19 protein-coding genes are annotated in these 20034 nt (G+C 62.3%); 11 read left to right on the top strand and 8 right to left on the bottom strand.

Going from position 1 to position 20034, the window contains the following annotated elements:
* A partial coding sequence (locus AC5DC2_RS05595; RefSeq protein ID WP_491697794.1) for a S9 family peptidase occupies positions 1-1446 on the bottom strand: 1446 nt, incomplete at its 3' end.
* Between the two features lie 144 nt (positions 1447-1590).
* Here AC5DC2_RS05595 and AC5DC2_RS05590 point away from each other — a divergent pair.
* Complete coding sequence (locus AC5DC2_RS05590; RefSeq protein ID WP_024709795.1) at positions 1591-1980, top strand: DUF930 domain-containing protein; 390 nt, start codon at positions 1591-1593, stop codon at positions 1978-1980.
* 45 nt (positions 1981-2025) lie between these two features.
* Here AC5DC2_RS05590 and AC5DC2_RS05585 read toward each other — a convergent pair whose 3' ends face one another.
* Positions 2026-3312: an NAD(P)/FAD-dependent oxidoreductase gene (locus tag AC5DC2_RS05585; protein WP_491697793.1), complete on the bottom strand. Its 1287-nt coding sequence runs from the start codon at positions 3310-3312 to the stop codon at positions 2026-2028.
* A 326-nt stretch (positions 3313-3638) separates the two neighbouring features.
* On the opposite strand from AC5DC2_RS05585, the gene AC5DC2_RS05580 reads away from it, so the two are divergent.
* From AC5DC2_RS05580 to AC5DC2_RS05555, 6 genes are all read left to right on the top strand, one after another.
* A complete protein-coding gene (locus AC5DC2_RS05580; RefSeq protein WP_024709793.1) occupies positions 3639-4049 on the top strand; it encodes a universal stress protein in 411 nt (136 codons plus the stop codon).
* Positions 4050-4086: 37 nt separating this feature from the next.
* A complete protein-coding gene (locus tag AC5DC2_RS05575) occupies positions 4087-4410 on the top strand; it encodes a TraR/DksA family transcriptional regulator (RefSeq protein ID WP_491697792.1) in 324 nt (107 codons plus the stop codon).
* Between the two features lie 159 nt (positions 4411-4569).
* A complete protein-coding gene (gene trhA, locus AC5DC2_RS05570; RefSeq protein ID WP_491697791.1) occupies positions 4570-5235 on the top strand; it encodes a PAQR family membrane homeostasis protein TrhA in 666 nt (221 codons plus the stop codon).
* A gap of 78 nt (positions 5236-5313) precedes the next feature.
* Entirely contained in the window at positions 5314-5823 is a 510-nt protein-coding gene (locus AC5DC2_RS05565; protein ID WP_491697790.1) for a lysozyme inhibitor LprI family protein, read from the top strand.
* 141 nt (positions 5824-5964) lie between these two features.
* Positions 5965-6456 carry a lysozyme inhibitor LprI family protein gene (locus tag AC5DC2_RS05560; RefSeq protein ID WP_491697789.1) on the top strand — a complete coding sequence of 164 codons (492 nt, stop codon included), beginning with the start codon at positions 5965-5967 and terminating at the stop codon, positions 6454-6456.
* A 74-nt stretch (positions 6457-6530) separates the two neighbouring features.
* Complete coding sequence (locus tag AC5DC2_RS05555) at positions 6531-7025, top strand: GNAT family N-acetyltransferase (RefSeq protein WP_491697788.1); 495 nt, start codon at positions 6531-6533, stop codon at positions 7023-7025.
* Here the strand turns inward: AC5DC2_RS05555 and glpK are convergent, their stop codons facing one another.
* From glpK to AC5DC2_RS05540, 3 genes are all read right to left on the bottom strand, one after another.
* Complete coding sequence (gene glpK / locus AC5DC2_RS05550; RefSeq protein ID WP_491697787.1) at positions 7026-8516, bottom strand: glycerol kinase GlpK; 1491 nt, start codon at positions 8514-8516, stop codon at positions 7026-7028.
* Between the two features lie 24 nt (positions 8517-8540).
* The gene (glpD, locus tag AC5DC2_RS05545; RefSeq protein ID WP_491697786.1) at positions 8541-10070 is read right to left on the bottom strand and encodes a glycerol-3-phosphate dehydrogenase; all 1530 of its coding nucleotides are present in this window, start codon (positions 10068-10070) and stop codon (positions 8541-8543) included.
* A 101-nt stretch (positions 10071-10171) separates the two neighbouring features.
* Positions 10172-11563, bottom strand: a complete 1392-nt coding sequence (locus AC5DC2_RS05540) for an MFS transporter (RefSeq protein ID WP_491697785.1) — start codon at positions 11561-11563, stop codon at positions 10172-10174.
* A gap of 197 nt (positions 11564-11760) precedes the next feature.
* Between AC5DC2_RS05540 and AC5DC2_RS05535 the strand changes: the two genes are divergently transcribed.
* From AC5DC2_RS05535 to AC5DC2_RS05525, 3 genes are all read left to right on the top strand, one after another.
* A complete protein-coding gene (locus tag AC5DC2_RS05535; RefSeq protein WP_491697784.1) occupies positions 11761-12756 on the top strand; it encodes an MBL fold metallo-hydrolase in 996 nt (331 codons plus the stop codon).
* 182 nt (positions 12757-12938) lie between these two features.
* Positions 12939-14444, top strand: a complete 1506-nt coding sequence (gene guaB / locus AC5DC2_RS05530; protein ID WP_024709784.1) for an IMP dehydrogenase — start codon at positions 12939-12941, stop codon at positions 14442-14444.
* Positions 14441-15493: a Gfo/Idh/MocA family protein gene (locus AC5DC2_RS05525; protein ID WP_491697783.1), complete on the top strand. Its 1053-nt coding sequence runs from the start codon at positions 14441-14443 to the stop codon at positions 15491-15493. The genes guaB and AC5DC2_RS05525 overlap by 4 nt, the downstream gene beginning before the upstream one ends.
* A 47-nt stretch (positions 15494-15540) precedes the next feature.
* Here the strand turns inward: AC5DC2_RS05525 and AC5DC2_RS05520 are convergent, their stop codons facing one another.
* Genes AC5DC2_RS05520 through AC5DC2_RS05510 form a run of 3 tightly spaced genes read right to left on the bottom strand, consistent with a single transcriptional unit; the run spans position 15541 to position 18753 of the window.
* Positions 15541-16359: a transglutaminase family protein gene (locus AC5DC2_RS05520; protein ID WP_491697782.1), complete on the bottom strand. Its 819-nt coding sequence runs from the start codon at positions 16357-16359 to the stop codon at positions 15541-15543.
* A 31-nt stretch (positions 16360-16390) separates the two neighbouring features.
* Positions 16391-17329 (bottom strand): alpha-E domain-containing protein, encoded by a 939-nt coding sequence (locus AC5DC2_RS05515; protein ID WP_024709781.1) that lies wholly within the window; start codon positions 17327-17329, stop codon positions 16391-16393.
* Positions 17330-17331: 2 nt separating this feature from the next.
* Positions 17332-18753 (bottom strand): circularly permuted type 2 ATP-grasp protein, encoded by a 1422-nt coding sequence (locus AC5DC2_RS05510; RefSeq protein ID WP_081725877.1) that lies wholly within the window; start codon positions 18751-18753, stop codon positions 17332-17334.
* Positions 18754-19112: 359 nt separating this feature from the next.
* Here AC5DC2_RS05510 and AC5DC2_RS05505 point away from each other — a divergent pair.
* Positions 19113-20034 (top strand): lytic murein transglycosylase (locus AC5DC2_RS05505; RefSeq protein WP_491697781.1); only part of this gene is annotated, 922 nt, incomplete at its 3' end.

The following is a 20034-nucleotide window of genomic DNA, read 5'->3' as shown; positions in this document are numbered from 1 at the left end:
CGGAATGGAGATGCCGTAGGCGCCGTAGCCGTAAAGCAGGCAGGGGGCGGAACCGTCGAGCGGCGTATCCTTGCGGTAGACGAGGCTGACCGGCACCAGTTCGCCGTCTGCCGCCTTTGCCTGAATGCGGCGGGTCACGTAGTCGTCCGGATTGTGGCCGGAGGGCACTTCCTGGGTCTTCAAGAGTGTGCGTTCGCGCGTCGCCATATTGTAGTCATAGAGCTGGCTCGGCGTGGTCATCGAGGAATAGGAAAAGCGGATCGTGTCCGCATCGTACTCCTGCGCGCCCTGAAGACCGAGCGCATAGGCTTCCTCGTCAAAGGCGATGGCGTGTTCCTCGCCGGTTTTGCGGTCGCGGATGACGATGCGCGGCAAGCCGCCGAGGCGTTCGAGCCGCACCAGATGGTTTTCAAAGGCCATATGGGAGAGGATCAGCCGGCCTTCCTGATGCGGCACGATCTCCTTCCAGTTTTCCTTGGCCGGAGCGGAAACGGGCGCTTCTACGATCTTGAAATCCTTGGCGCCGCCGTCATTGGTCAGGATGAAGAACACGTCGCCGCCCTCGGTGACGTCGTACTCCACCATGGTCTCGCGCTTTGCGACTATCTGCGGCGCGGCATCCAGCGCGTTGGTCGGGATGATGTGGACTTCCGATGTCTGGTGGTCATGGACATCGATGAAGATGAAATCATCGAGCAAGGACCCGCCGATGCCGACGAAAAAGCCCGGATCGGCTTCCTCATAGACAAGCCGGTCCTCGCTTTGCGCCGTGCCGACGACATGATGATAGACCTTGGAGGGGCGATGGTTCTCATCCACTTCCGTGTAGAAAAAGCTCTTGCCGTCCGGCGCCCAGACGCCGCTGCCGCCGGTGTTCTCGATCACGTCTTCAAGATCTTTGCCGCCGGCAAGGTCGCGCACCTTGATGGTGTAGAATTCCGATCCCTTGTCGTCAAAGCTCCACAGCGCGCGAGTGTGGTCGGTGGTGTGGAAGAAGCCGCCGAGATCGAAATAGGCCTTGCCTTCGCCCTCCTGGTCGCCGTCCAGAAGAACCGCGCGCAGGTCCGGATCATGCAAGTCGCCGTCGCGCGGGATACGGAAGAAATAAGGCTGCTCTCCGCCTGTGCGGTAGGCAGTGCCATAAGCGTAGGCGCCATCCTTCATCGGCACGGAGCTGTCGTCTTCCTTGATGCGCCCGCGCATTTCCGCAAACAGCGTCTTCTGAAACGCTTCCGTGTCGGCCATCGCGGCTTTCATATAGGCGTTTTCAGCCTCCAGATGAGCGCGGATATCGGCCTCGAGAATGGATGGGTCCTTGAACATCGCCTGCCAGTTTGCAGCGCGCAGCCAGGCATAGTCATCGGCGCGGGTCTTGCCGTGGCGGGTGTCGGTCACGGGCTTGGCTTTGGCTTTCGGCGGGGCGGGGAGGTTCTTGAACGCGGTCACGATGGCGGGCCTTGTTGTTGTCAGGTCGCCGGAACATAAGGCTGCCGCCACGCGACATCAAGCGGATGGCCGAAGACTTGCTTCCGGCGGCCGGATTGTGCATATGAAGGGTAATAGTGTTACATGTCAGTCGGGAGAGCAAACGTGTTCAGGACCGTTCTTGTGGCCGCATTCGTGGTTATGGCAGGCTCTCAGGCCTTGGCGCTCAACAAGCGCATCGCCGCTGAACTTGAGCGCCTCGAGCCCGAGGAGGAGCTGGAGCAGCGTTGCGACGTCGAGGCGCTTTCACGCATCGATGCCGCCCGCGACGACATGACGCCGGACAAGGTGATCGCCTATACTTTCGCGACGCCCGAGGTGAAGGGGCACACGATCGATGCCGACGGCGCCGTCTTTCGCTCTCACGAGCACTGGTATCACCTGCGCTATCATTGCGTAACCGATGCCAGCGCGCTGAACGTCACGGCCTTCAGCTTCGAGATCGGCACGGAAATTCCGCGCTCCGAATGGGAACGGAACTATCTCTACCCATGAGAAGAAGCGGCCGGCGGGGTCATTCCGCGCGGCCGCGTTCAAGGCTCAGTCGAAGGTGACGGCCTTCAGCTTGTCGATCTTCAGCGCCTGCAGCGCGAGCTTTTCGTAAAACGGTTCGCTGACGCCCGTCCTCACCTTGCGCAGGAAGTATTTCTCGAAGCCGACCTTCGCCGCATGCACCCAGCGGCCTTCCGAGGCCCAGTTGACGTTGCGCGGCGGAATTTGCGGCTGGGCCACGAAGGCGACGCCTCCGTCTCCGAAGTCGGCCAGGCAAACGGCGTTCCATGTGGCCTGGACATTGGGTTTTTCGCCGGCGATCAGGCGGGCGATATTGCCGACCGTGGCGGTCGCCATCGATTCGATCATGAAGCCGGTCTTCGGCACGCCGACGGGAACGGCGGTCTTGCCTGTCGGCGCAATCGCGACGCAGACGCCGATGGCGAAGATGTTTTGAAAGGTCGGGTTTTGCTGGTGCTTGTCGATGATGACGAAGCCGCGCGGATTGGTCAGCCCCTCGATGCCGCGGATGGCCGACACGCCGCGAAAGGCCGGAAGCATCATCTTGAACGTCGCCGGCAGTTCGTGACGTTCCTTGACCGCGCCGTCCTCTCCGATCTCTTCGGCCACGACGCTTTCTTCGGTCATGTGATCGACGCGGGCATTGGTGATCCACTTGATGTGGCGTGCGCGCAGCTCGCTTTCCATCAGGCCCTTGGTGTCGCCAACCCCATCGAGGCCGAGATGGCCGATATAGGGTTCGGGCGTGACGAAGGTCATCGGCACCCGGTCGCGCACCCTGGCATCGCGGAGCGCCTTGTCGAGGATGAAGGCGAATTCATAGGCCGGGCCGAAGCATGATGCGCCCTGAACGGCGCCGATGACGACCGGTCCCGGGTTTTCGACAAGCGCGTCAAAGGCGGACTTTGCCTCTCCCGCATGGGCGGTCTCGCACACTGACTGTGAATAGCCCGTGCCGGGACCGAATCCCTCGATCTCGTCAAAGGCGAGTTCCGGACCGGTGGCGATCACCAGATAGTCATAATCGACCATGCTGCCATCGGTCAGTTCGACCCGGTTTTCCGCCGCGTGGAGTTTCGCCGCGCCCTCGGGCCTCAGCGTGATGTTGCGTTTGGCGAAAACCGGGGCCAGGTCGACCTGGACGTCCTCCTCGGTGCGCCAGCCGACAGCCACCCAGGGGTTTGAGGGAACGAACGAATAGACGGATCCCTTGTTGATGACGGTGACCGAATGTTCGCGGCCGAGCTTCTCGCGCAATTCATAGGCGACGATGGTGCCTCCAAGGCCTGCGCCCAATACTACGATATGTGCCATGTTTTCCTCCCTTAAAGATCAGGTCCGGCGAAGCGGAAACGGGCCAGGCCCGGACCTCCGGTCACCGCCGCTCCCGGTCAGTGCCAATTGACTTATAGATATGTATTTCTATGAAGATACGCAATAGCGTATATTCCAGTCGCACCGTTCGATGATTTGCGCTATAAAACTAACAATTATCAAATCTGAAATTGACCTTGATCAATGCGGAAGGCGACCGGCGGCGCGACTGTCGGGTCAACAGCCAGTAGACCCGGGTCGCCAGTCATGCTCTTGAAAGGCGAGTACCCTCTCAATCACGGGGGGAACCGGGAAAGGAGGAAACAATGTTCAAGAAAATCATCGTACCGGTCGACATTTCCGTGCTCGACAGGGGACTCGACATTCTGACCAAGGCCAGCGAATTGCTGGATCCGGCCGGCGAGATCGTTCTGCTCCACGTGGTCGAGGAAATCCCGTCCTATCTGGCGATCGATGTGCCGGTGGATTTGATGGACAGCGCCGTTGATGATGCGCGCGACAAGCTGCAGGAACTGAGGTCCCGCGCCAAGGTGGATGCCGAGATCGAGTTGCGCACCGGCCCGCCGGCGCGTGAAATCCTGGCTTCGGCCAAGGCCCACAAGGCCGACCTCATTCTGGTGGCCTCCCATCGGCCCGATTTCTCGAACTATCTCATCGGCTCGACGGCCGACCGCGTGGTTCGCCACGCCGCCTGCTCCGTTCTCGTTCGCCGCTGATGTTTGAGAACGCCCGACGGCAACAAGGGAGGAAAACATGGACGCGATGCGCTACAAGGCCCTGTTGGAGGGCCGCAAGGCCGAGATACTGACCCGGCTTGAGAAGATCGATACCGACCTCGGCCGGACCCGCAACCCGGACAGTCAAGACCGGGCGATGGAGGCTGAAAACGACGAGGTGCTTGAGGAGTTCGGCCATGTCGGCTCGGACGAGATCAAGGCGATCGATGCTGCATTGCAGCGCGTTGCGGACGGCACGTTCGGCGTCTGCGTGAAATGCGGCGACGCGATTGCCGAGGAAAGACTGGAAGCCGTGCCCTACACGCCTTTCTGCAAGACCTGCGCGGCCGATCTTCGCTGAAGCCTGGAGCTGCACCGGATGAAGACCGGCGGGAGGTTGCATTGCAATGCGGCCTTTCGCCGGTCGCATTTTGGCGTTAGTCTTGCGGCAAACGGGTTCGCCGGGACCTGTTCCCCATCCTCGTTTGTTGATGATGAAACGCCGGAGACGATTTTCCGAATGAAGCAGTTCGCGCGCCGCGGCAGCCCTTACGACCTTGCCGAACTGATTGCCGACGGCATCGTCCACGGCGTCGGCGTGGTGATGGCGCTTGTCGGCGCCACGGTGCTGATCTTCTACGCCGCGGTGTGGACGAGCGCAGCCCAGATCGCCGCCGCCGCCGTCTATTCCGCCGGGCTGGTGCTGACGCTGTCGATCTCGTTTTCCTACAATCTCTGGCCGCCCAGGGCCGGGCGCAGCAAGGCAATCTGGAAACGGCTCGATCACAGTTCGATCTTCATCCTGATCGCCGCGACCTACACGCCCTTTCTCCAGCGCGGCATGGGCGATCCGCTGATCATGGCGCTGTTCGTCGGCGTCTGGATCATTGCCGCGCTCGGCATCGCGCTCAAGATGGCCTGGCCCGGCCGTTATGACCGTCTGGCGATCCTGCTCTACCTCGCCATGGGCTGGAGCGGGATCATCGTCGCGCGGCCGCTTTTTCCGCTGCTGCCGCTTGCGACCAGCATATTGATCGTCATCGGCGGGGTGATCTATTCCGCCGGCGTGCTTTTCCATGTGTGGGAGAAGCTCAGGTTCCAGAACGCGATCTGGCACGGATTTGTCGTTGCCGCCGCCGCCGTGCATTATGCGGCGGTGCTGACCTGTTTCAGCCTTGCAGGCTGACGCCGGCAGACGGCGGAACCCAAACGACCGGTCGCGGTTTTGGCAACGAGACCGGCGAAAAGCATCAGGGAGAGAGACATGCATATTGTGAAAGCTCTGGCGGTGACGGCTCTGTTGTCCGCATCGCCCGCTCTGGCGGATGAGGAAGTGGTTTATTCCAACGATCTCGTGACTGAATGCGTGAGCCTTGCCGGGACCGAGGCGGACATGCGCGCCTGCGCGGGCGTTTCCGCCGAGGCCTGCCAGAACGCCTCCGACTACGGATCGACCACGATCGGCCTGCAGGAATGCGCGGCGCTTGAAACCAAATTCTGGGATGAATGGCTGAACCGGACCTATCGCGAACTGCTCGCCCGCGCCAAGGCGGCCGATGCAGAGGCCGAGAACGATCCGCGCGCCAATGGCGAACTCGCCGAAAGTCTTCGCGACATGCAACGGATCTGGATCAATTTTCGCGATGCAACTTGTGAGTACGAGGCCAACCAGTATCAGGGCGGCACGATCGCCGGACCGGTCTATGCCGGCTGCCTGCTGCGGATGACCGCGGATCAGGCGATCTATCTGGACAATTCCTGGCCGACCTATTGAGCGAGGCTGCAATCTTGCCCGCTCACGTGAGGGAACGCCGACAATAGCGCTTTCCGGCCACGGAGCGTCAGGTTTTGCCGATCAACGTATAATTGTCGTTTGATCCTGATGAAATCGGAACAGATGGATCAGGAGGATTTCATGCGCCTGCCGACCTTTCTTGCCTTTTCGGCGCTGCTCATCGCGCCTGGCGCCCATGCCGACGACATCGTCTATTCCGATGCGGCGACCGCACAATGCCTTGCCAAGGCCAGTTCGGTTGATGCGGGAGAAAAATGCATCGGCCTTTCGACGGAAGAATGCATCAACGCCAATGACTTCGGTCAGACATCCGCCGGCATGGTGAGCTGCACGGCGAGCGAAACGGCATTCTGGGACAAGCAGCTGAACGCGATCTACGAGAACGTCATGAAACAGGCGAAGAAGCTCGACGAAGGGGTCTCCGGTTCGTCGATCGCCGAAGCGCTGCTCGTAATGGAACGCGACTGGATAAAATATCGCGATGCGCGATGCGCCTTCGTCGAAAGTCAGACCCAGGGCGGGACGATGGGCAAGACGCTTGCCGCCGGCTGCAGGCAGCAGACCACCGCCGATCAGGCGCTCTTCCTCAAATATGCGATGATCGCCGAATAGCGCTTTCGGCCCTCGGGGGTCTCTGGTATCGGTGTTCCAATCGGAAAACGCCTCGTCCCGGGATCCTCTGAACCATGCTGATACGCAACGCGCGGGAGGCCGATCTGCCGGCCATCCTCGAAATCTACAATGATGCCGTTCTCAATTCCACGGCGATCTGGAACGAGATCCTCGTCGATCTGGACAACCGGAAGGGCTGGCTTACCGCCCGTCGCGCGCGCGGCTTTCCGGTGCTGGTCGCAGAACGCGACGGCAAGGTCATCGGTTACGCAAGCTATGGCGACTGGCGACCGTTTGACGGGTACCGCCATACGGTCGAGCATTCGGTCTATGTGCACAGGGATTGCCGCGGCGGCGGGGCAGGGCGCAGGCTCATGGAAGCGCTGCTCGTCCGCGCGCGCGAAAACGGCGTGCATGCCATGATCGCGGCGATCGAGGGCGAGAACATCACCTCGATCGCGCTGCATGAGCGCCTCGGCTTCTTCCATGCCGGGCGTTATCCGGAGGTCGGGACAAAATTCGGCCGCTGGCTCGATCTGGTGACGATGCAGTACAGGTTCGGTGACTGATCAGATCGGACCGAGGGTCCGCTGAACCGCATTCTTCCAGCCCTTGTAAAGTTTCTCGCGCGTCTGTTCCTCCATCGTCGGCGTGAACTGGCGGTCGACGGCCCAGGCGGAGGCGAATTCCTTCAGGCCGGGATAGAGGCCGGCGCGGCTTCCCGCAAGCCAGGCCGCGCCCAGCGCCGTGGTTTCGACCACTTGCGGGCGGTCGACGGGCACGCCCAGAATGTCGGCGAGGAACTGCATGGTCCAGTCATTGGCGCTCATGCCGCCGTCGACCCTCAGGATATTCGCCGAATCATGGCTTCCCCAGTCGCCATGCATGGCCTCCAGCAGGTCGCGCGTCTGGTAGCCAACGCTTTGAAGCGCGGCGCGGGCAAATTCCGCCGGGCCGGAATTGCGGGTGAGCCCGTAGATTGCGCCGCGGCATTCGGCATCCCAGTAGGGCGCGCCGAGGCCGGTGAAGGCCGGCACCATGTAGAGCGTCTGCTCGCGGTCGGCGGCGTTTGCCAGCGCGTCGGTCTCGCGGGCATGGCGGATCACCTTCAGCCCGTCGCGCAGCCATTGCACGACGGCGCCGGCGATGAAGATCGAGCCCTCCAGAGCATAGGTCGGCTTGCCGTCAATCTGGTAGGCGATGGTCGAGAGCATCCGGCTTTCGCTTTTCACGAACTTGTCGCCGGTGTTGAGAAGCGCGAAACATCCCGTGCCATAGGTCGACTTGATCATGCCCGGCTCGAAACAGGCCTGACCGACGGTTGCCGCCTGCTGGTCGCCGGCGACGCCGAAAATCGGAATCTCGCGACCGAACAGGTCATCGCGCGTCATGCCGAAATCGGCGGCGCAATCCTTCACTTCCGGCAGAAGCGACATCGGGATATCGAGCAGCGCGCAGATGTCCTCGTCCCATTTTCCCTCGCGGATATTGTAGAGCATGGTGCGGGCGGCATTGGTGGCGTCGGTGACGTGGGACTTGCCGTCGGTCAGCCGCCAGATGAGATAGGTGTCGACCGTGCCGAAAGCGAGCCGTCCCTTTTCCGCCAGCGCCCTTGCGCCTTCCACATTGTCGAGCATCCATGCGATCTTGGTCGCCGAAAAATAGGGATCGAGGATGAGGCCGGTTGCGGAGGTGATGAAAGCCTCGTGGCCGTCTTCGCGCAGCCTGGCACAGGTATCTGCCGTGCGGCGGTCCTGCCAGACGATCGCCTTGTGGATCGGCCGCCCGGTCTTGCGATCCCAGATCAGCGCGGTCTCGCGCTGGTTGGCGATGCCGATGGCGGCAATGTCGGCGGCATGGATATCGGCGCGCTCGATCGCTTCGCGGCAGGTCGCGGCAACCGTCGACCAGATATCCGCCGGTGCGTGTTCGACAAGGCCCGAGGCCGGGTAATACTGCCGGAACTCCTCCTGCGCCGAGGCCACCAGTTTCATGTTCGCGTCGAAAATGATCGCGCGGCTCGATGTCGTGCCCTGGTCGATCGCCAGAATGTGGCTCATGCCCTTCTCCTCCCCGTTCGAAGTCTATCGTACCTGCTGCGCGACAAGCCAGTCATCGAGCGCCGCGATCTCTTCCCCGCTCATGCGCAAGCCGAATTTTGTGCGCCGGAAAACGATATCCTCGGCCCGGCGCGCGAATTCATTCTCCGCGAGCCAGCGCACCTCTGCCTCATAGAGCCCGGCGCCGAAGGCCTGCCCGAGGTCCTCGGGGCCGGAGGCACGGCCGAGCATCTTCCAGCAATCGGTGCCATAGGTGCGGATCAGGCGCAACGCCTGCGCCTCGCTCAAAAACGGATAATCCTCGCGAAGGCGTGCGGGAAGCGCGGCTGCGTCGCTCACCGGAAAATCTCCGCCGGGCAGTGTCGCGCCCGCCGTCCAGTCCTCGCCGGCTTGTGGAAAGAATGGGGATAACTTGTGGAGAGCGGCCTCGGCGAGCTTGCGATGCGTGGTGATCTTGCCGCCGAAGACGCTGAGAAGCGGCGCGCCTTCCTTGCGTAGAGAGAGCACGTAGTCGCGGGTCGCCGCCGTTGCCGAGGAGGCGCCGTCGTCATAGAGCGGGCGCACGCCGGAATAGGTCCAGACGATGTCTTCGCGGGTGATCGGCTTTTCGAAATATTCAGACGCAAAGCGGCAGAGATAATCGGCCTCCTCATCGGTGCATTTCGCCGATGATGCCGGACCCTGATGGTCCTTGTCAGTGGTGCCGATCAGAGTGAAATCCTGCTCGTAGGGAATGGCGAAGATGATGCGGCCGTCGCTGCCCTGGAAGAAATAGCAGCGGTTGTGGTCGTAGAGCTTCTTGGTCACGATATGGCTGCCGCGCACGAGGCGAACCTTCTCTGACGTGTTGATGCCAAGCGCGCCGGCGATGATATCGGCGACCCAGGGACCGCCGGCATTGACCAGCGCGCGGGCAAGGACCGGCTGAAGCGGACCGTTCTCGTCCTCGAGTTCGATTTTCCACAGGCGGTCACCGCCTGAAGGCCCATCCACCTGTTCGGCGCGGGTGACTTTGGTGCGGACCATGACATTGACGCCGCGCTCGGCCGCATCGCGGGCCATCAGGCTCACGAGGCGCGCATCCTGCACCCAGCAATCCGAATACTCGAAGGCGCGCCGATATTCGCTTTTGAGCGCTTTTCCGGCGGGATCTTTCGTCAGGTCGACGCTTTTGGTGGCGGGCAGGAACTTGCGGCCGCCGAGATGGTCGTAAAGGAACAGGCCGAGCCTGATCAGCCACCAGGGGCGCAGGCCCTTGTGATGCGGCAGCACGAAACGCATCGGCCAGGAGATGTGCGGCATCGCCTTCAAAAGAACCTCGCGCTCGATCAGCGCCTCGCGCACCAGCCGGAACTCGTAATATTCCAGATAACGCAGCCCGCCGTGATAAAGCTTGGTCGAGGCGGAAGAGGTCGCCGAGGCGAGATCATGCATTTCGGCGAGCGCCACGGAAAGACCGCGGCCGGCCGCATCGCGGGCAATGCCGACGCCGTTGACGCCGCCGCCGATGACGAAGATATCGACCGGTTCGGCTGGATTTTCGGCGCGCGACATCGCGATGACTCCCGTTTGCTCTTGATAATCAGCAAGGCAGAATGCGCGTAAATCTTCGGAATGTCAAATTGTATGATCGCAAATGTTCGTTTTGCCTGGTCTCATTCCGCAGCCTGCGCGCCTCTGTGGCCGGACACTGCCGCTCCTGCATCCGCTCTCAGGCGCATCAGCGGAAAGACCGAGATGAGCGAGAGAATCGCGACGACGGCGAAGGCGATGTGGAAGTGGGCAACCGTCAGCGCGCCGCCGGTGAAATGGCCGGCAAGTTCCAGAATAACGGCGGCGAAGGCAACGCCGAGCGCGAAACTCGCCTGCTGGAACATCGAGCTCATTGCCGTTGCCTGGCTCGCCTGGCTGTTTTCGATATCGGCATAGGCGAGCGCGTTGACGCCGGTGAAGAAGAAGGACCGGAACAGGCCCGAGCAGAACAGGATCGCCAGAATGACGAGATGCGGCGTCGTCGCCTCGAAGAAGGAAAAGGTGACGGTGAGGATCGCTGCTCCCAGCGATGCGGTGATCAGCACAGTGCGGAATCCGAAGGCGGAAAACACCTTCGGCGCGACGAATTTGGTCAGAAGCGCGCCGGCCGCGCCGATAAAGGTGATCATGCCGGATTCGAACGGGTTGAGGCCAAAGCCAAGCTGAAGCATCAGCGGCATCAGGAAAGGAAAGGCGCCCGTCGCCATGCGGAAAAACGTTGCAGACGATGTGGCGACGGCGAAGCTTGGATTGGAAAACAGCGACAGATTGAGAAGCGGCTTTTCGACCCGACGCGCGTGACGGATGTACCAGAATCCTGACAGGAAGCCGATTGCGGTGGTGATGAAGCCGGTCGCCGGCGGCAGGGCCGGCAGGCTGATCACCGAAAGACCGAAGACGATGCCGGAGGCGGCGAGCGCCACCAGGAAAAAACCCTTCCAGTCGAGGTTCGACGGCGGTTCGTCCTCGATCAGCGGCAGGAAGATGCCGGCCATGATCAGGCCGACAATGCCGATCGGCACATTGATCAGAAAGATCCAGTGCCAGGAGAAATAGGTGGTGAGGAAGCCGCCGAGCGGCGGTCCCGCCATCGGGCCGAGAAGCGCCGGGATGGTCAGCAACGCCATGGCGCGCACCAGTTCGGAGCGGTCTGTGGTCCTCAGGATCACCAGGCGCCCGACCGGCGTCATCATCGCTCCGCCCATGCCCTGCAGGAAGCGCGAAGCCACGAACTCGATCAGATTGCTCGAGATCGCGCAGAACACGGAGCCGATCAAAAAGACGATGATCGCCGCGCGAAACACGCGTTTGGCCCCGAAGCGGTCGGCCGTCCAGCCGGAAACGGGAATGAAGATCGCAAGCGCCACCATATAGGTGGTCAGCGCCAGTTTCAGCGTGATCGGACCGACGTTCAGATCGGCGGCAATGGCCGGCAGCGCTGTCGAGATGACGGTCGAATCCATCTGCTCCATGAAGAGCGCAACGGCCATGATCAGCGGAACGATCGGATTCATCTCTCGGCATCTCGAAAAAAAAGTGTGACAAGAGCAGATGTCTTAGCGGGCGGTTGCGCAAAAGCCAATGGCTGAAGCCGTTTCCCGCTCACGCAAATGTGACGCTCCAGTGAGGGCAAATACATGCGTCCGACTTGAAACCGACGCATCCTCCCCAAGGTCAGAGGTGTTGAATTTTAATTCCAGGAGGACGATTGATGACTGAGAATACTGGTATCAACCGCCGTCGTCTCATGGCCGGCGCGGGTCTGGCCGCCATCGCCACGCCCTTCGTGTCCGGCGCGACAAGCGCCATGGCGCAGAACACGGAAGGCGACCGCATGAAGATGGTCGATGCGCCGCCGAGCGACAGTTTTGATCTCGGCGACTTCAAGCTGCTCGTCGTCGAGGACGGCACACGGCTGATGGAGAATCCGGGGGAGACTTTCGGAACCGGGCAGGACCCGGAGACCGTTGCCGCGCTGCTTGAGGAAAACTTCCTGCCGCCGGACAGGCTGGTCAACGGCTTTGCGCCGGTGCTTGTCGATACCGGCAATGAGACCGTGCTGTTCGACACCGGCATGGGCCCGGCGGGTCGTTCCTGGGGCGCGGGGCGTCTGCGTGAAGGGCTGATTGCCAATGGCTACCAGCCGGAGGACATCGACATCGTCGTCATCACCCACATGCATGGCGACCACATCAACGGGCTGATGGAGGAAGACGGCCCCGCCTTTCCCAATGCCCGCTATGTCTTCGGCGAGAAGGAATATGCTTTCTGGAGCGATGATGCGCGCATGGGCACGCCCGCCGAAGGCGGCCACCAGAGCGTGACTAAGCTGGTGACGCCGCTTGTCGATCAGGCGACCTTCATCGGCGGCGGTGATGAAGTCGTGCCCGGCATCACGGCGATGGACGCCTTCGGCCACACGCCCGGCCATCTGATCTTCATGCTCGAATCGAGTGACGAAAGGCTGCTGCTGACGGCGGATACGGCGAATCAGTACGTGCTCTCGCTGCAGCGCCCGGACTGGCATGTGCGCTTCGACATGGACAAGGAGATGGCTGCCGCGACCCGCAGGCAGGTCTTCGACATGGTGGCCGCCGAGCGGATTCCCTTCCTCGGCTATCACATGCCGTTTCCCGCCGTCGGCTATGTGGAAAAGGTCGGAGACGGCTACAAATTCATGCCGAAGACGTACCAGTTCAAGGTCTGAAAACACGCGGCGCAATTGCGCCGCCTTCACAATCTGCCCGATCCGGAATGCGCATTTCGGATTGGGTATTTCCAACGCGTCATCTTCGTGTTACGAGCACTCGCCAACTTCCAGACTTATCTGCAAGGGACCGGACGGAACGCACCGCCCGGCCATTTCGTATTTGAAAAAGGAAATTGGCCATGGCTCAGATTATTCAGGCCGCTACCGGCATGCAGGCGCTCACCTTTGATGATGTGCTGCTGCAGCCGGGTCATTCAGAGGTGATGCCGGGACAGGTCGATGTTTCGACCACGATCGCCCGCGACATCAATCTCAACCTGCCCATCCTCTCCTCCGCGATGGACACGGTGACCGAGGCCCGGCTTGCAATCGCCATGGCACAGGCCGGCGGCATCGGCGTCATCCACCGCAACCTCACCCCGCACGAGCAGGCCGAACAGGTTCGCCAGGTGAAGAAATTCGAAAGCGGCATGGTGGTCAACCCGGTCACCATCGGCCCGGACGCGACCCTTGCAGAAGCGCTGGCGCTGATGAAGGCGCATCACATATCCGGCATTCCGGTGGTCGAGCAGGGCACCAGCGATGGCCACACCTCCGGCCGCCTCGTCGGCATTCTGACCAACCGCGACGTCCGCTTTGCCTCCAACCCCGAGCAGCGCATCTACGAGCTGATGACGCGGGAGAACCTGATCACGGTTCGTGAGACGGTCGACCAGCAGGAAGCCAAGAGGCTTCTCCATCACCATCGCATCGAAAAGCTGCTCGTCGTCGATGATCGCGGTCATTGCGTCGGCCTCATCACCGTCAAGGACATCGAGAAATCGCAGCTCAATCCCAACGCTTCCAAGGACGCGCAGGGCCGGCTTCGCGCCGCCGCCGCCATCTCCGTCGGCGATGACGGTTTCCAGCGCGCCGAGATGCTGGTCGATGCCGGCGTCGACCTGATCGTCATCGACACCGCCCATGGCCATTCGCAGAAGGTGCTGGATGCGGTCGGCCGGGTGAAGACGCTGTCGAATTCGGTGCGCATCATGGCCGGCAATGTCGCCACCACCGACGGCACCAAGGCGCTGATCGATGCGGGCGCGGACGCGGTCAAGGTCGGCATCGGTCCGGGCTCGATCTGCACCACGCGCATTGTCGCGGGCGTCGGGGTGCCGCAGCTTGCAGCCGTGATGGCCGCTGCCGAGGCAGCCCGCGATGCCGGCATTCCGGTGATCGCGGACGGCGGCATCAAGTTCTCCGGCGACATGGCCAAGGCGATCGCCGCCGGCGCGTCCGCCGTCATGGTCGGCTCGCTTCTCGCCGGCACGGATGAAAGCCCGGGCGAGGTCTTCCTTTATCAGGGCCGGTCCTTCAAGGCCTATCGCGGCATGGGCTCCGTCGGCGCCATGGCGCGCGGCTCTGCGGACCGCTATTTCCAGGCGGAAGTGCGCGACACGCTGAAACTGGTGCCCGAGGGCATTGAAGGCCAGGTGCCCTACAAGGGCCCGACCGGCGGCGTCCTGCACCAGCTCGCGGGCGGTCTGCGCGCCGCCATGGGCTATGTCGGCGGCAAGGATATCGTCGATTTCCAGGAAAAGGCGACTTTCGTGCAAATCTCCAATGCGGGGCTGCGCGAAAGCCACGCCCATGACGTCACCATTACCCGCGAAAGCCCGAACTATCCGGGCGGCGCCGCATGAGCATGACAGGAAGACAGGTTTGCTGGGGCATTCTCGGCCCCGGCGCCATCGCCAACAACTTCGCCGTCGGCCTGTCGCAGACGCCCTCGGCGAAACTCCTGGCTGCCGGCGGACGCACGCCGGACCGATTGGCGGCATTCGGCGAACGCCATGGCGTGGAACGGCTCTACGGCTCCTATGAGGAACTCGTCGCCGATCCCGATCTCGACGTCATCTATGTCGCCACCCCGCATTCCTTCCATCTGGCGCACGGGCTTCTGGCGATCGAGGCCGGCAAGGGACTGATGGTGGAAAAGCCTGCGGGTCTTGGCGCAAGCGATGTCGAAACGCTGGTCGAGGCCGCGCGCAAGGCCGATGTCTTTTTCATGGAGGCCTACAAGTGCCGGAGCCATCCGCAGACCGCCCGGCTTGTTGAACTGGTGCGCGATGGCGTGATCGGAAAGCTCACCCATATCGAGGCGAAGAACGGCGGGTTCAGGGAGCGGGATCCGTCTTCGCGGCTCTTCGATCCCGCCCTCGGCGGCGGCGGCATTCTCGATATCGGTTGCTATCCGGTGACGACCGTTCGTCTGATCGCCGGGGCGGCGAAGGGCCTGCCCTATGCCGAGCCGGTGACCCTTGAGGCATCCGGCGAGATCGGACCGACCGGCGTTGACGAGATCGCCGATGCCGAGCTTGATTTCGGCGACGGGCTGACGGCAAGCATCGTCTGCGCGCTGCGCCGGGAGATGGAGGACACGCTGGTGCTCACCGGCACCAGAGGCACGATCCGCCTTCCCGTTCCCTGGCGGCCTGGCCGCAATGCCGGTCCTTCCGACGCGAAAATCGTGATCGAGACGGAGGACGGGACGCGCGAGGAATGGCTGCGCGATCCGCGCCAGCTCTTCGCCTTCGAGGCGGAAGTGGCGACCACGGCCATTCTGGACGGTTTGACCGCGGCGCCCTGGCCGGCACTGAGCGGCGAGGAGAGTATCCTCAACGCGAGGGTGATCGACCGGTGGCGCGAAGGCGTGGGGCTGCCGGTGCTGAAGAGCGCCCGCTTCGTCTGAGACTGGAAGCCGCCGCAGCGTTTATCCGCAGCGGCGGCCAATTCTTGTCAGCTCTGGCTTTGCGACTGGCTCTGGCTGGCGACGGAGAGCTTGACCGCAAGGCTTTCCCTGCCGCCGCCGATCGTCATGCCGGAAACGGGCGCGGCATCCCTGTAGTCCAGGCCTGAGGCAACCCGCACATAGCGCTCGTCCGGGCAGACCTTGTTGGCGGCGTCGAAACCGACCCAGCCGAGGCCTTCCAGATAGCATTCCGCCCAGGCATGGCTTGCCGTCTGGTTCTCGAGGTCCGGCATATAGAGGTAGCCGGAGACATAACGTGCCGGCACCTTCATCTTGCGGGCTGAGGCAATCACGATATGGGCATAATCCTGGCAGACGCCGGATTTGGTCTCCAGCGCCTCGCCGGCCGTGGTCGCGACGCTGGTCGCGCCCGGCTTGAAGGTCATGGTCTTGTGCAGCCGTTCCATCAGGTTGTGGAGCCTGGCCAGGTCGGAATCGCCTTCGAGTTTCTCGACCAGCTTTTCGATGGCCTTGTCCGCTTGCGTCAGCGGCGTCTGGCGCAGGAACAGCCAGAGCGGGATGTCCGGTGAGGCCGGGCCGAAAATGCCGTCCGTGTCGCGGGTTTCCACCGTCCCCGAGGCGATCAGACGAACGCTCGGGTGTTCCCCTTCGACGGAGACGAGCCGGACGTGGTTCTCGTACTGGTCGGTGTAGGCGACCTCGCTCTTGGCGCCCTCGATGGTCACGGCCCAGTCGCGGATTGTCTGGCCGGCCGAATCGACCGGCGTCAGCCGCAGCCGCTGCAGCGAGAACTGAACCGGGGTCTCGTAACTGTATTCAGTCACATGGTTGATGTTCAAAAGCATCGCGTTTGTCCCTTCACGCCTTTCCGCACCCTCATGCGTAGAAGCGATACCCCTCGCTGATTTGCTGGCTGAGCTTGTTGTTGCGGCTGACGAAGTCCTCGAGGAACTGGTGCAGGCCGTTGTCCATGATCGTCTTGATCTTCTGGCTGCGAAGCGTGCTGCGGATGGCATGCGCGGTGTCGTGCGCCTCCAGCCGCTCGCCGTAATCGGCGGCGAGATAGTCCAGATTGAGCACGATCTTCTCGTAGGAATAGGCGAGCGAGCGCGGCAATTGCACGTCGAGGATCAGAAATTCGGCAATCTGGCTCGGCCGGTACTCGCCGTTATGCACCCAGCCATAGGCCCGGTGGGCCGAGACCGAACGCAGGATCGATTCCCACTGCAGATTGTCGAGCGAGGTGCCAACGTGGTGCACGGAGGGCAACAGCACGTAATATTTCACGTCGAGAATGCGGCTGGTATTGTCCGCGCGCTCGATGAACGTGCCGATATGGGCGAAGTTGTAGATCTCGTTGCGCAGCATCGAGCCGTGAAACGTGCCGCGGATCAGCGCCGTCTTGTGCTTGACCAGGTCGATCGCCTTGGGCAGGTCGGCCGGCCTCAGCTTGGCCGAAAGCAGGCTGCGGCTTTCGATCCAGCACTCATTGGTGGCTTCCCATGTCTCGCGCGTCAGCGCGGTGCGCACCAGGCGGGCATTGTTGCGGCCCGCGTCGATGCAGGAGACGACGCTCGAAGGATTGCGGCGGTCACGCAACAGGAAGTCGATGGCGTTGTCGGCCGTCAGCTTGCTGTGCACCTCGAAATAGGCTTCCTGGACGCCGGCGCTCTGCAGGATGCCGTCCCAGTCATCCGCGCCGTTGGAGCGCGTCAGCGCCACGCGCTGACCGGCGTCGATCAGGCGGGCTATGTTCTCGGCGCGCTCGAAATAGCGGAACATCCAGAACAGGCCGTTTGCGGTTTTTCCAAGCATCATCAGTCCTCCAGCACCCATGTATCCTTGGTTCCGCCGCCCTGGCTGGAATTGACCACCAGGGAGCCTTCCTTCAATGCGACGCGGGTGAGCCCGCCGGGCATGATCCGCACGCGGTCCGACACCAGCACATAGGGTCTGAGATCGACATGGCGCGGCGCGATGCCCTTCTTGACGAGGATCGGGACGGTGGAGAGCGAAAGCGTCGGCTGGGCGATGTAGTTCGCGGGCCTTGCGCGAAGCTTGGCGGTGAAGTCTTCCAGTTCCTTCCTGCTGGCCGCCGGGCCGACCAGCATGCCGTAGCCGCCGGAGCCATGCACTTCCTTGACCACGAGATCCGCAATATTGTCGAGCACATAAGCGAGGCTTTCCGGCTCCGAACAGCGCCAGGTCGGCACATTTTCCAGAAGCGGCTTCTGCCCGGTGTAGAATTCGACGATTTCCGGCATGTAGGAATAGATCGCCTTGTCATCGGCAATGCCGGTGCCCGGGGCATTGGCGATGGTGACATGGCCGGCGCGGTAGACATCCATGATGCCCGGAATGCCGAGCGCGGAGTCCGGGCGGAAGGTCAGCGGGTCGAGAAAATCATCATCGACTCGGCGATAGATGACGTCGATCGCCTCATAGCCGCGCGTGGTGCGCATCTTCACCTTGCCGTCGATCACGCGCAGGTCCTGACCCTCGACCAGTTCCACGCCCATCATGTCGGCAAGGAAGGAGTGCTCGTAATAGGCCGAATTATAGATGCCGGGCGTCAGAACGCCGACGCGCGGGCGGGTGCCGGAGAAACCGGGAGGGGCGAGCGTTGCAAGGCTCTGGCGCAGAAGCTGGGGATAGTCCTCCACGCGGCGCACCCGGTTCTTGTAGAACAGTTCGGGAAACATCTGCATCATGGTTTCCCGGTTTTCCAGCATGTAGGAAACGCCGGAGGGTGTGCGGGCATTGTCTTCCAGCACGTAGAACTGGTCCTCGCCCGTGCGCACGATGTCGGTGCCGACAATGTGGGTGTAGACCCCGCCGGGCGGCTCGAAGCCGATCATCTGCGGCAGGAAGGCATCGTTTTCCTCGATCAGCCGGCGCGGCAGGCGGCCCGCCTTGATGATCTCCTGCTTGTGGTAGATGTCTTTCAGGAAGGCGTTCAGCGCAATCACGCGCTGTTCGATGCCGGCGGCGAGCTTGCGCCATTCCCGGCCGGAAATGATGCGCGGCACGATGTCGAAGGGGATCAGCTTTTCCGAACTGTCGGCATGGCCGTAAACGGCGAAGGTGATGCCGGTCTTGCGGAAAATGTTTTCCGCATCGCGCGATTTCGCGATCAGGGATGCGGGGTTCTGCTGACTGTACCAGTCATAGTAGTCCTTGTAAGGGTCGCGCGGCTGGTTGTCCGCGGTCATCATTTCATCGAATGGCAAAGCGTTCATCCCCCGATTGTTATTATCGCATATCAATACAACATCTGAAGTAATGCAAGGACCATGCCTTCCTGCGGAAGGCGGCATTTGCATGGTCCAATACAACCAACGCGCTGAAATTCGGGCAGTTCCCCTCAAAATGCGCCGAATAATTGGGCAGGCGGCCTGTCGCGCTTGCGCATCTTCGGCGTGAGCGCTGCAGCGGCGTGCGCTCGGGCACGACAGAGACGTCAACAGATTTTGATATCGAACCTTTGGCCAGACCCTTCGGCCGACTTGCCGCCGTTGTATTCTGCGCTAGAATCCTTCCTTGAACACGCAGCGGAGTGGATCAGCGCATGCAAGCGACGAGACGCGCATTTTCTCTTATGGCGCTAGGGACCTTGCTCTCGGCCTGTTCGAGTAGTCTGTTCGGCGGGTCGCCGTCGGGTTCGACGCCCCCCGGCGCGATTGCCAATGCCGGATGGGACGCCTGGGTGGAGGATTTCAGGACCCGCGCCGAGGCGAAGGGCATTTCGCGGCAGACGCTGAATGCGGCGTTTGCCAACGCGGGCTATACGCCCGACGTCATCGTACAGGACCGGAACCAGACCGAGTTCAACCGCACGCTCGAGGAGTACCTCGCCATCGCCGCCTCCGACGAGCGGGTGGCCAAGGGGCGCGCCAATTATGCCCGTTACCGGAATGTGCTGGAGCAGATCGAGGCGGCCTACGGGGTTGACGGAACCGTGGTCGTCGCCGTCTGGGGGCTGGAGAGCATGTATGGCGAGCGGCGCGGCGATGTGCCGGTCGTCTCGGCGCTGTCGACGCTCGCCTATGAGGGACGGCGCGGCAGTTTCTTCGAAAGCCAGTTGCTGGGGGCTCTGAAAATCCTTCAGAACGGCGATATCAGCCCGCAGCGGATGACCGGAAGCTGGGCTGGCGCCATGGGGCATACGCAGTTCATTCCCACCTCCTATCTCGGCTATGCCGTCGATTTCAACGGAGACGGGCGGCGCGATATCTGGAGCGACGATCCGACCGATGCGCTGGCAAGCACGGCCGCCTACCTGAAGCGCGCGGGTTGGCAAAAGGGTGAGCCCTGGGGCGGGGAGGCAGGTTCTCCGGGGGCATCCGTCGCCGGCGGTCGCCGCATTCAGCCGCACGACGGCGGGCCGGTTTTCGTCGTCGGGCCCAATTTCGATGTCATCAAGCGCTACAACAATTCGACGAGTTACGCGATCGGCGTCGGCCACCTGGCCGACCGCATTGCCGGCGCCGGCCCGATCGCCGGGACGTTCCCGCCGGACC

Source organism: Martelella sp. (genome assembly GCF_984369615.1).
Note: the sequence above shows the minus strand (reverse complement) of the source record. Positions and strands in the feature narration are given on the sequence as shown.

What these genes read in the sequence shown, in the direction of transcription:
- AC5DC2_RS05540 (WP_491697785.1), bottom strand. Translation starts at nt 11,563, where the DNA reads ATGAATCCGATCGTTCCGCTGATCATGGCCGTTGCGCTCTTCATGGAG.
- AC5DC2_RS05585 (WP_491697793.1), bottom strand. Translation starts at nt 3,312, where the DNA reads ATGGCACATATCGTAGTATTGGGCGCAGGCCTTGGAGGCACCATCGTC.
- AC5DC2_RS05515 (WP_024709781.1), bottom strand. Translation starts at nt 17,329, where the DNA reads ATGCTTGGAAAAACCGCAAACGGCCTGTTCTGGATGTTCCGCTATTTC.
- guaB (WP_024709784.1), top strand. Translation starts at nt 12,939, where the DNA reads ATGGCTCAGATTATTCAGGCCGCTACCGGCATGCAGGCGCTCACCTTT.
- AC5DC2_RS05555 (WP_491697788.1), top strand. Translation starts at nt 6,531, where the DNA reads ATGCTGATACGCAACGCGCGGGAGGCCGATCTGCCGGCCATCCTCGAA.
- AC5DC2_RS05565 (WP_491697790.1), top strand. Translation starts at nt 5,314, where the DNA reads ATGCATATTGTGAAAGCTCTGGCGGTGACGGCTCTGTTGTCCGCATCG.
- AC5DC2_RS05520 (WP_491697782.1), bottom strand. Translation starts at nt 16,359, where the DNA reads ATGCTTTTGAACATCAACCATGTGACTGAATACAGTTACGAGACCCCG.
- AC5DC2_RS05575 (WP_491697792.1), top strand. Translation starts at nt 4,087, where the DNA reads ATGGACGCGATGCGCTACAAGGCCCTGTTGGAGGGCCGCAAGGCCGAG.
- trhA (WP_491697791.1), top strand. Translation starts at nt 4,570, where the DNA reads ATGAAGCAGTTCGCGCGCCGCGGCAGCCCTTACGACCTTGCCGAACTG.
- AC5DC2_RS05560 (WP_491697789.1), top strand. Translation starts at nt 5,965, where the DNA reads ATGCGCCTGCCGACCTTTCTTGCCTTTTCGGCGCTGCTCATCGCGCCT.
- AC5DC2_RS05525 (WP_491697783.1), top strand. Translation starts at nt 14,441, where the DNA reads ATGAGCATGACAGGAAGACAGGTTTGCTGGGGCATTCTCGGCCCCGGC.
- AC5DC2_RS05535 (WP_491697784.1), top strand. Translation starts at nt 11,761, where the DNA reads ATGACTGAGAATACTGGTATCAACCGCCGTCGTCTCATGGCCGGCGCG.
- glpD (WP_491697786.1), bottom strand. Translation starts at nt 10,070, where the DNA reads ATGTCGCGCGCCGAAAATCCAGCCGAACCGGTCGATATCTTCGTCATC.
- glpK (WP_491697787.1), bottom strand. Translation starts at nt 8,516, where the DNA reads ATGAGCCACATTCTGGCGATCGACCAGGGCACGACATCGAGCCGCGCG.
- AC5DC2_RS05510 (WP_081725877.1), bottom strand. Translation starts at nt 18,753, where the DNA reads ATGAACGCTTTGCCATTCGATGAAATGATGACCGCGGACAACCAGCCG.
- AC5DC2_RS05580 (WP_024709793.1), top strand. Translation starts at nt 3,639, where the DNA reads ATGTTCAAGAAAATCATCGTACCGGTCGACATTTCCGTGCTCGACAGG.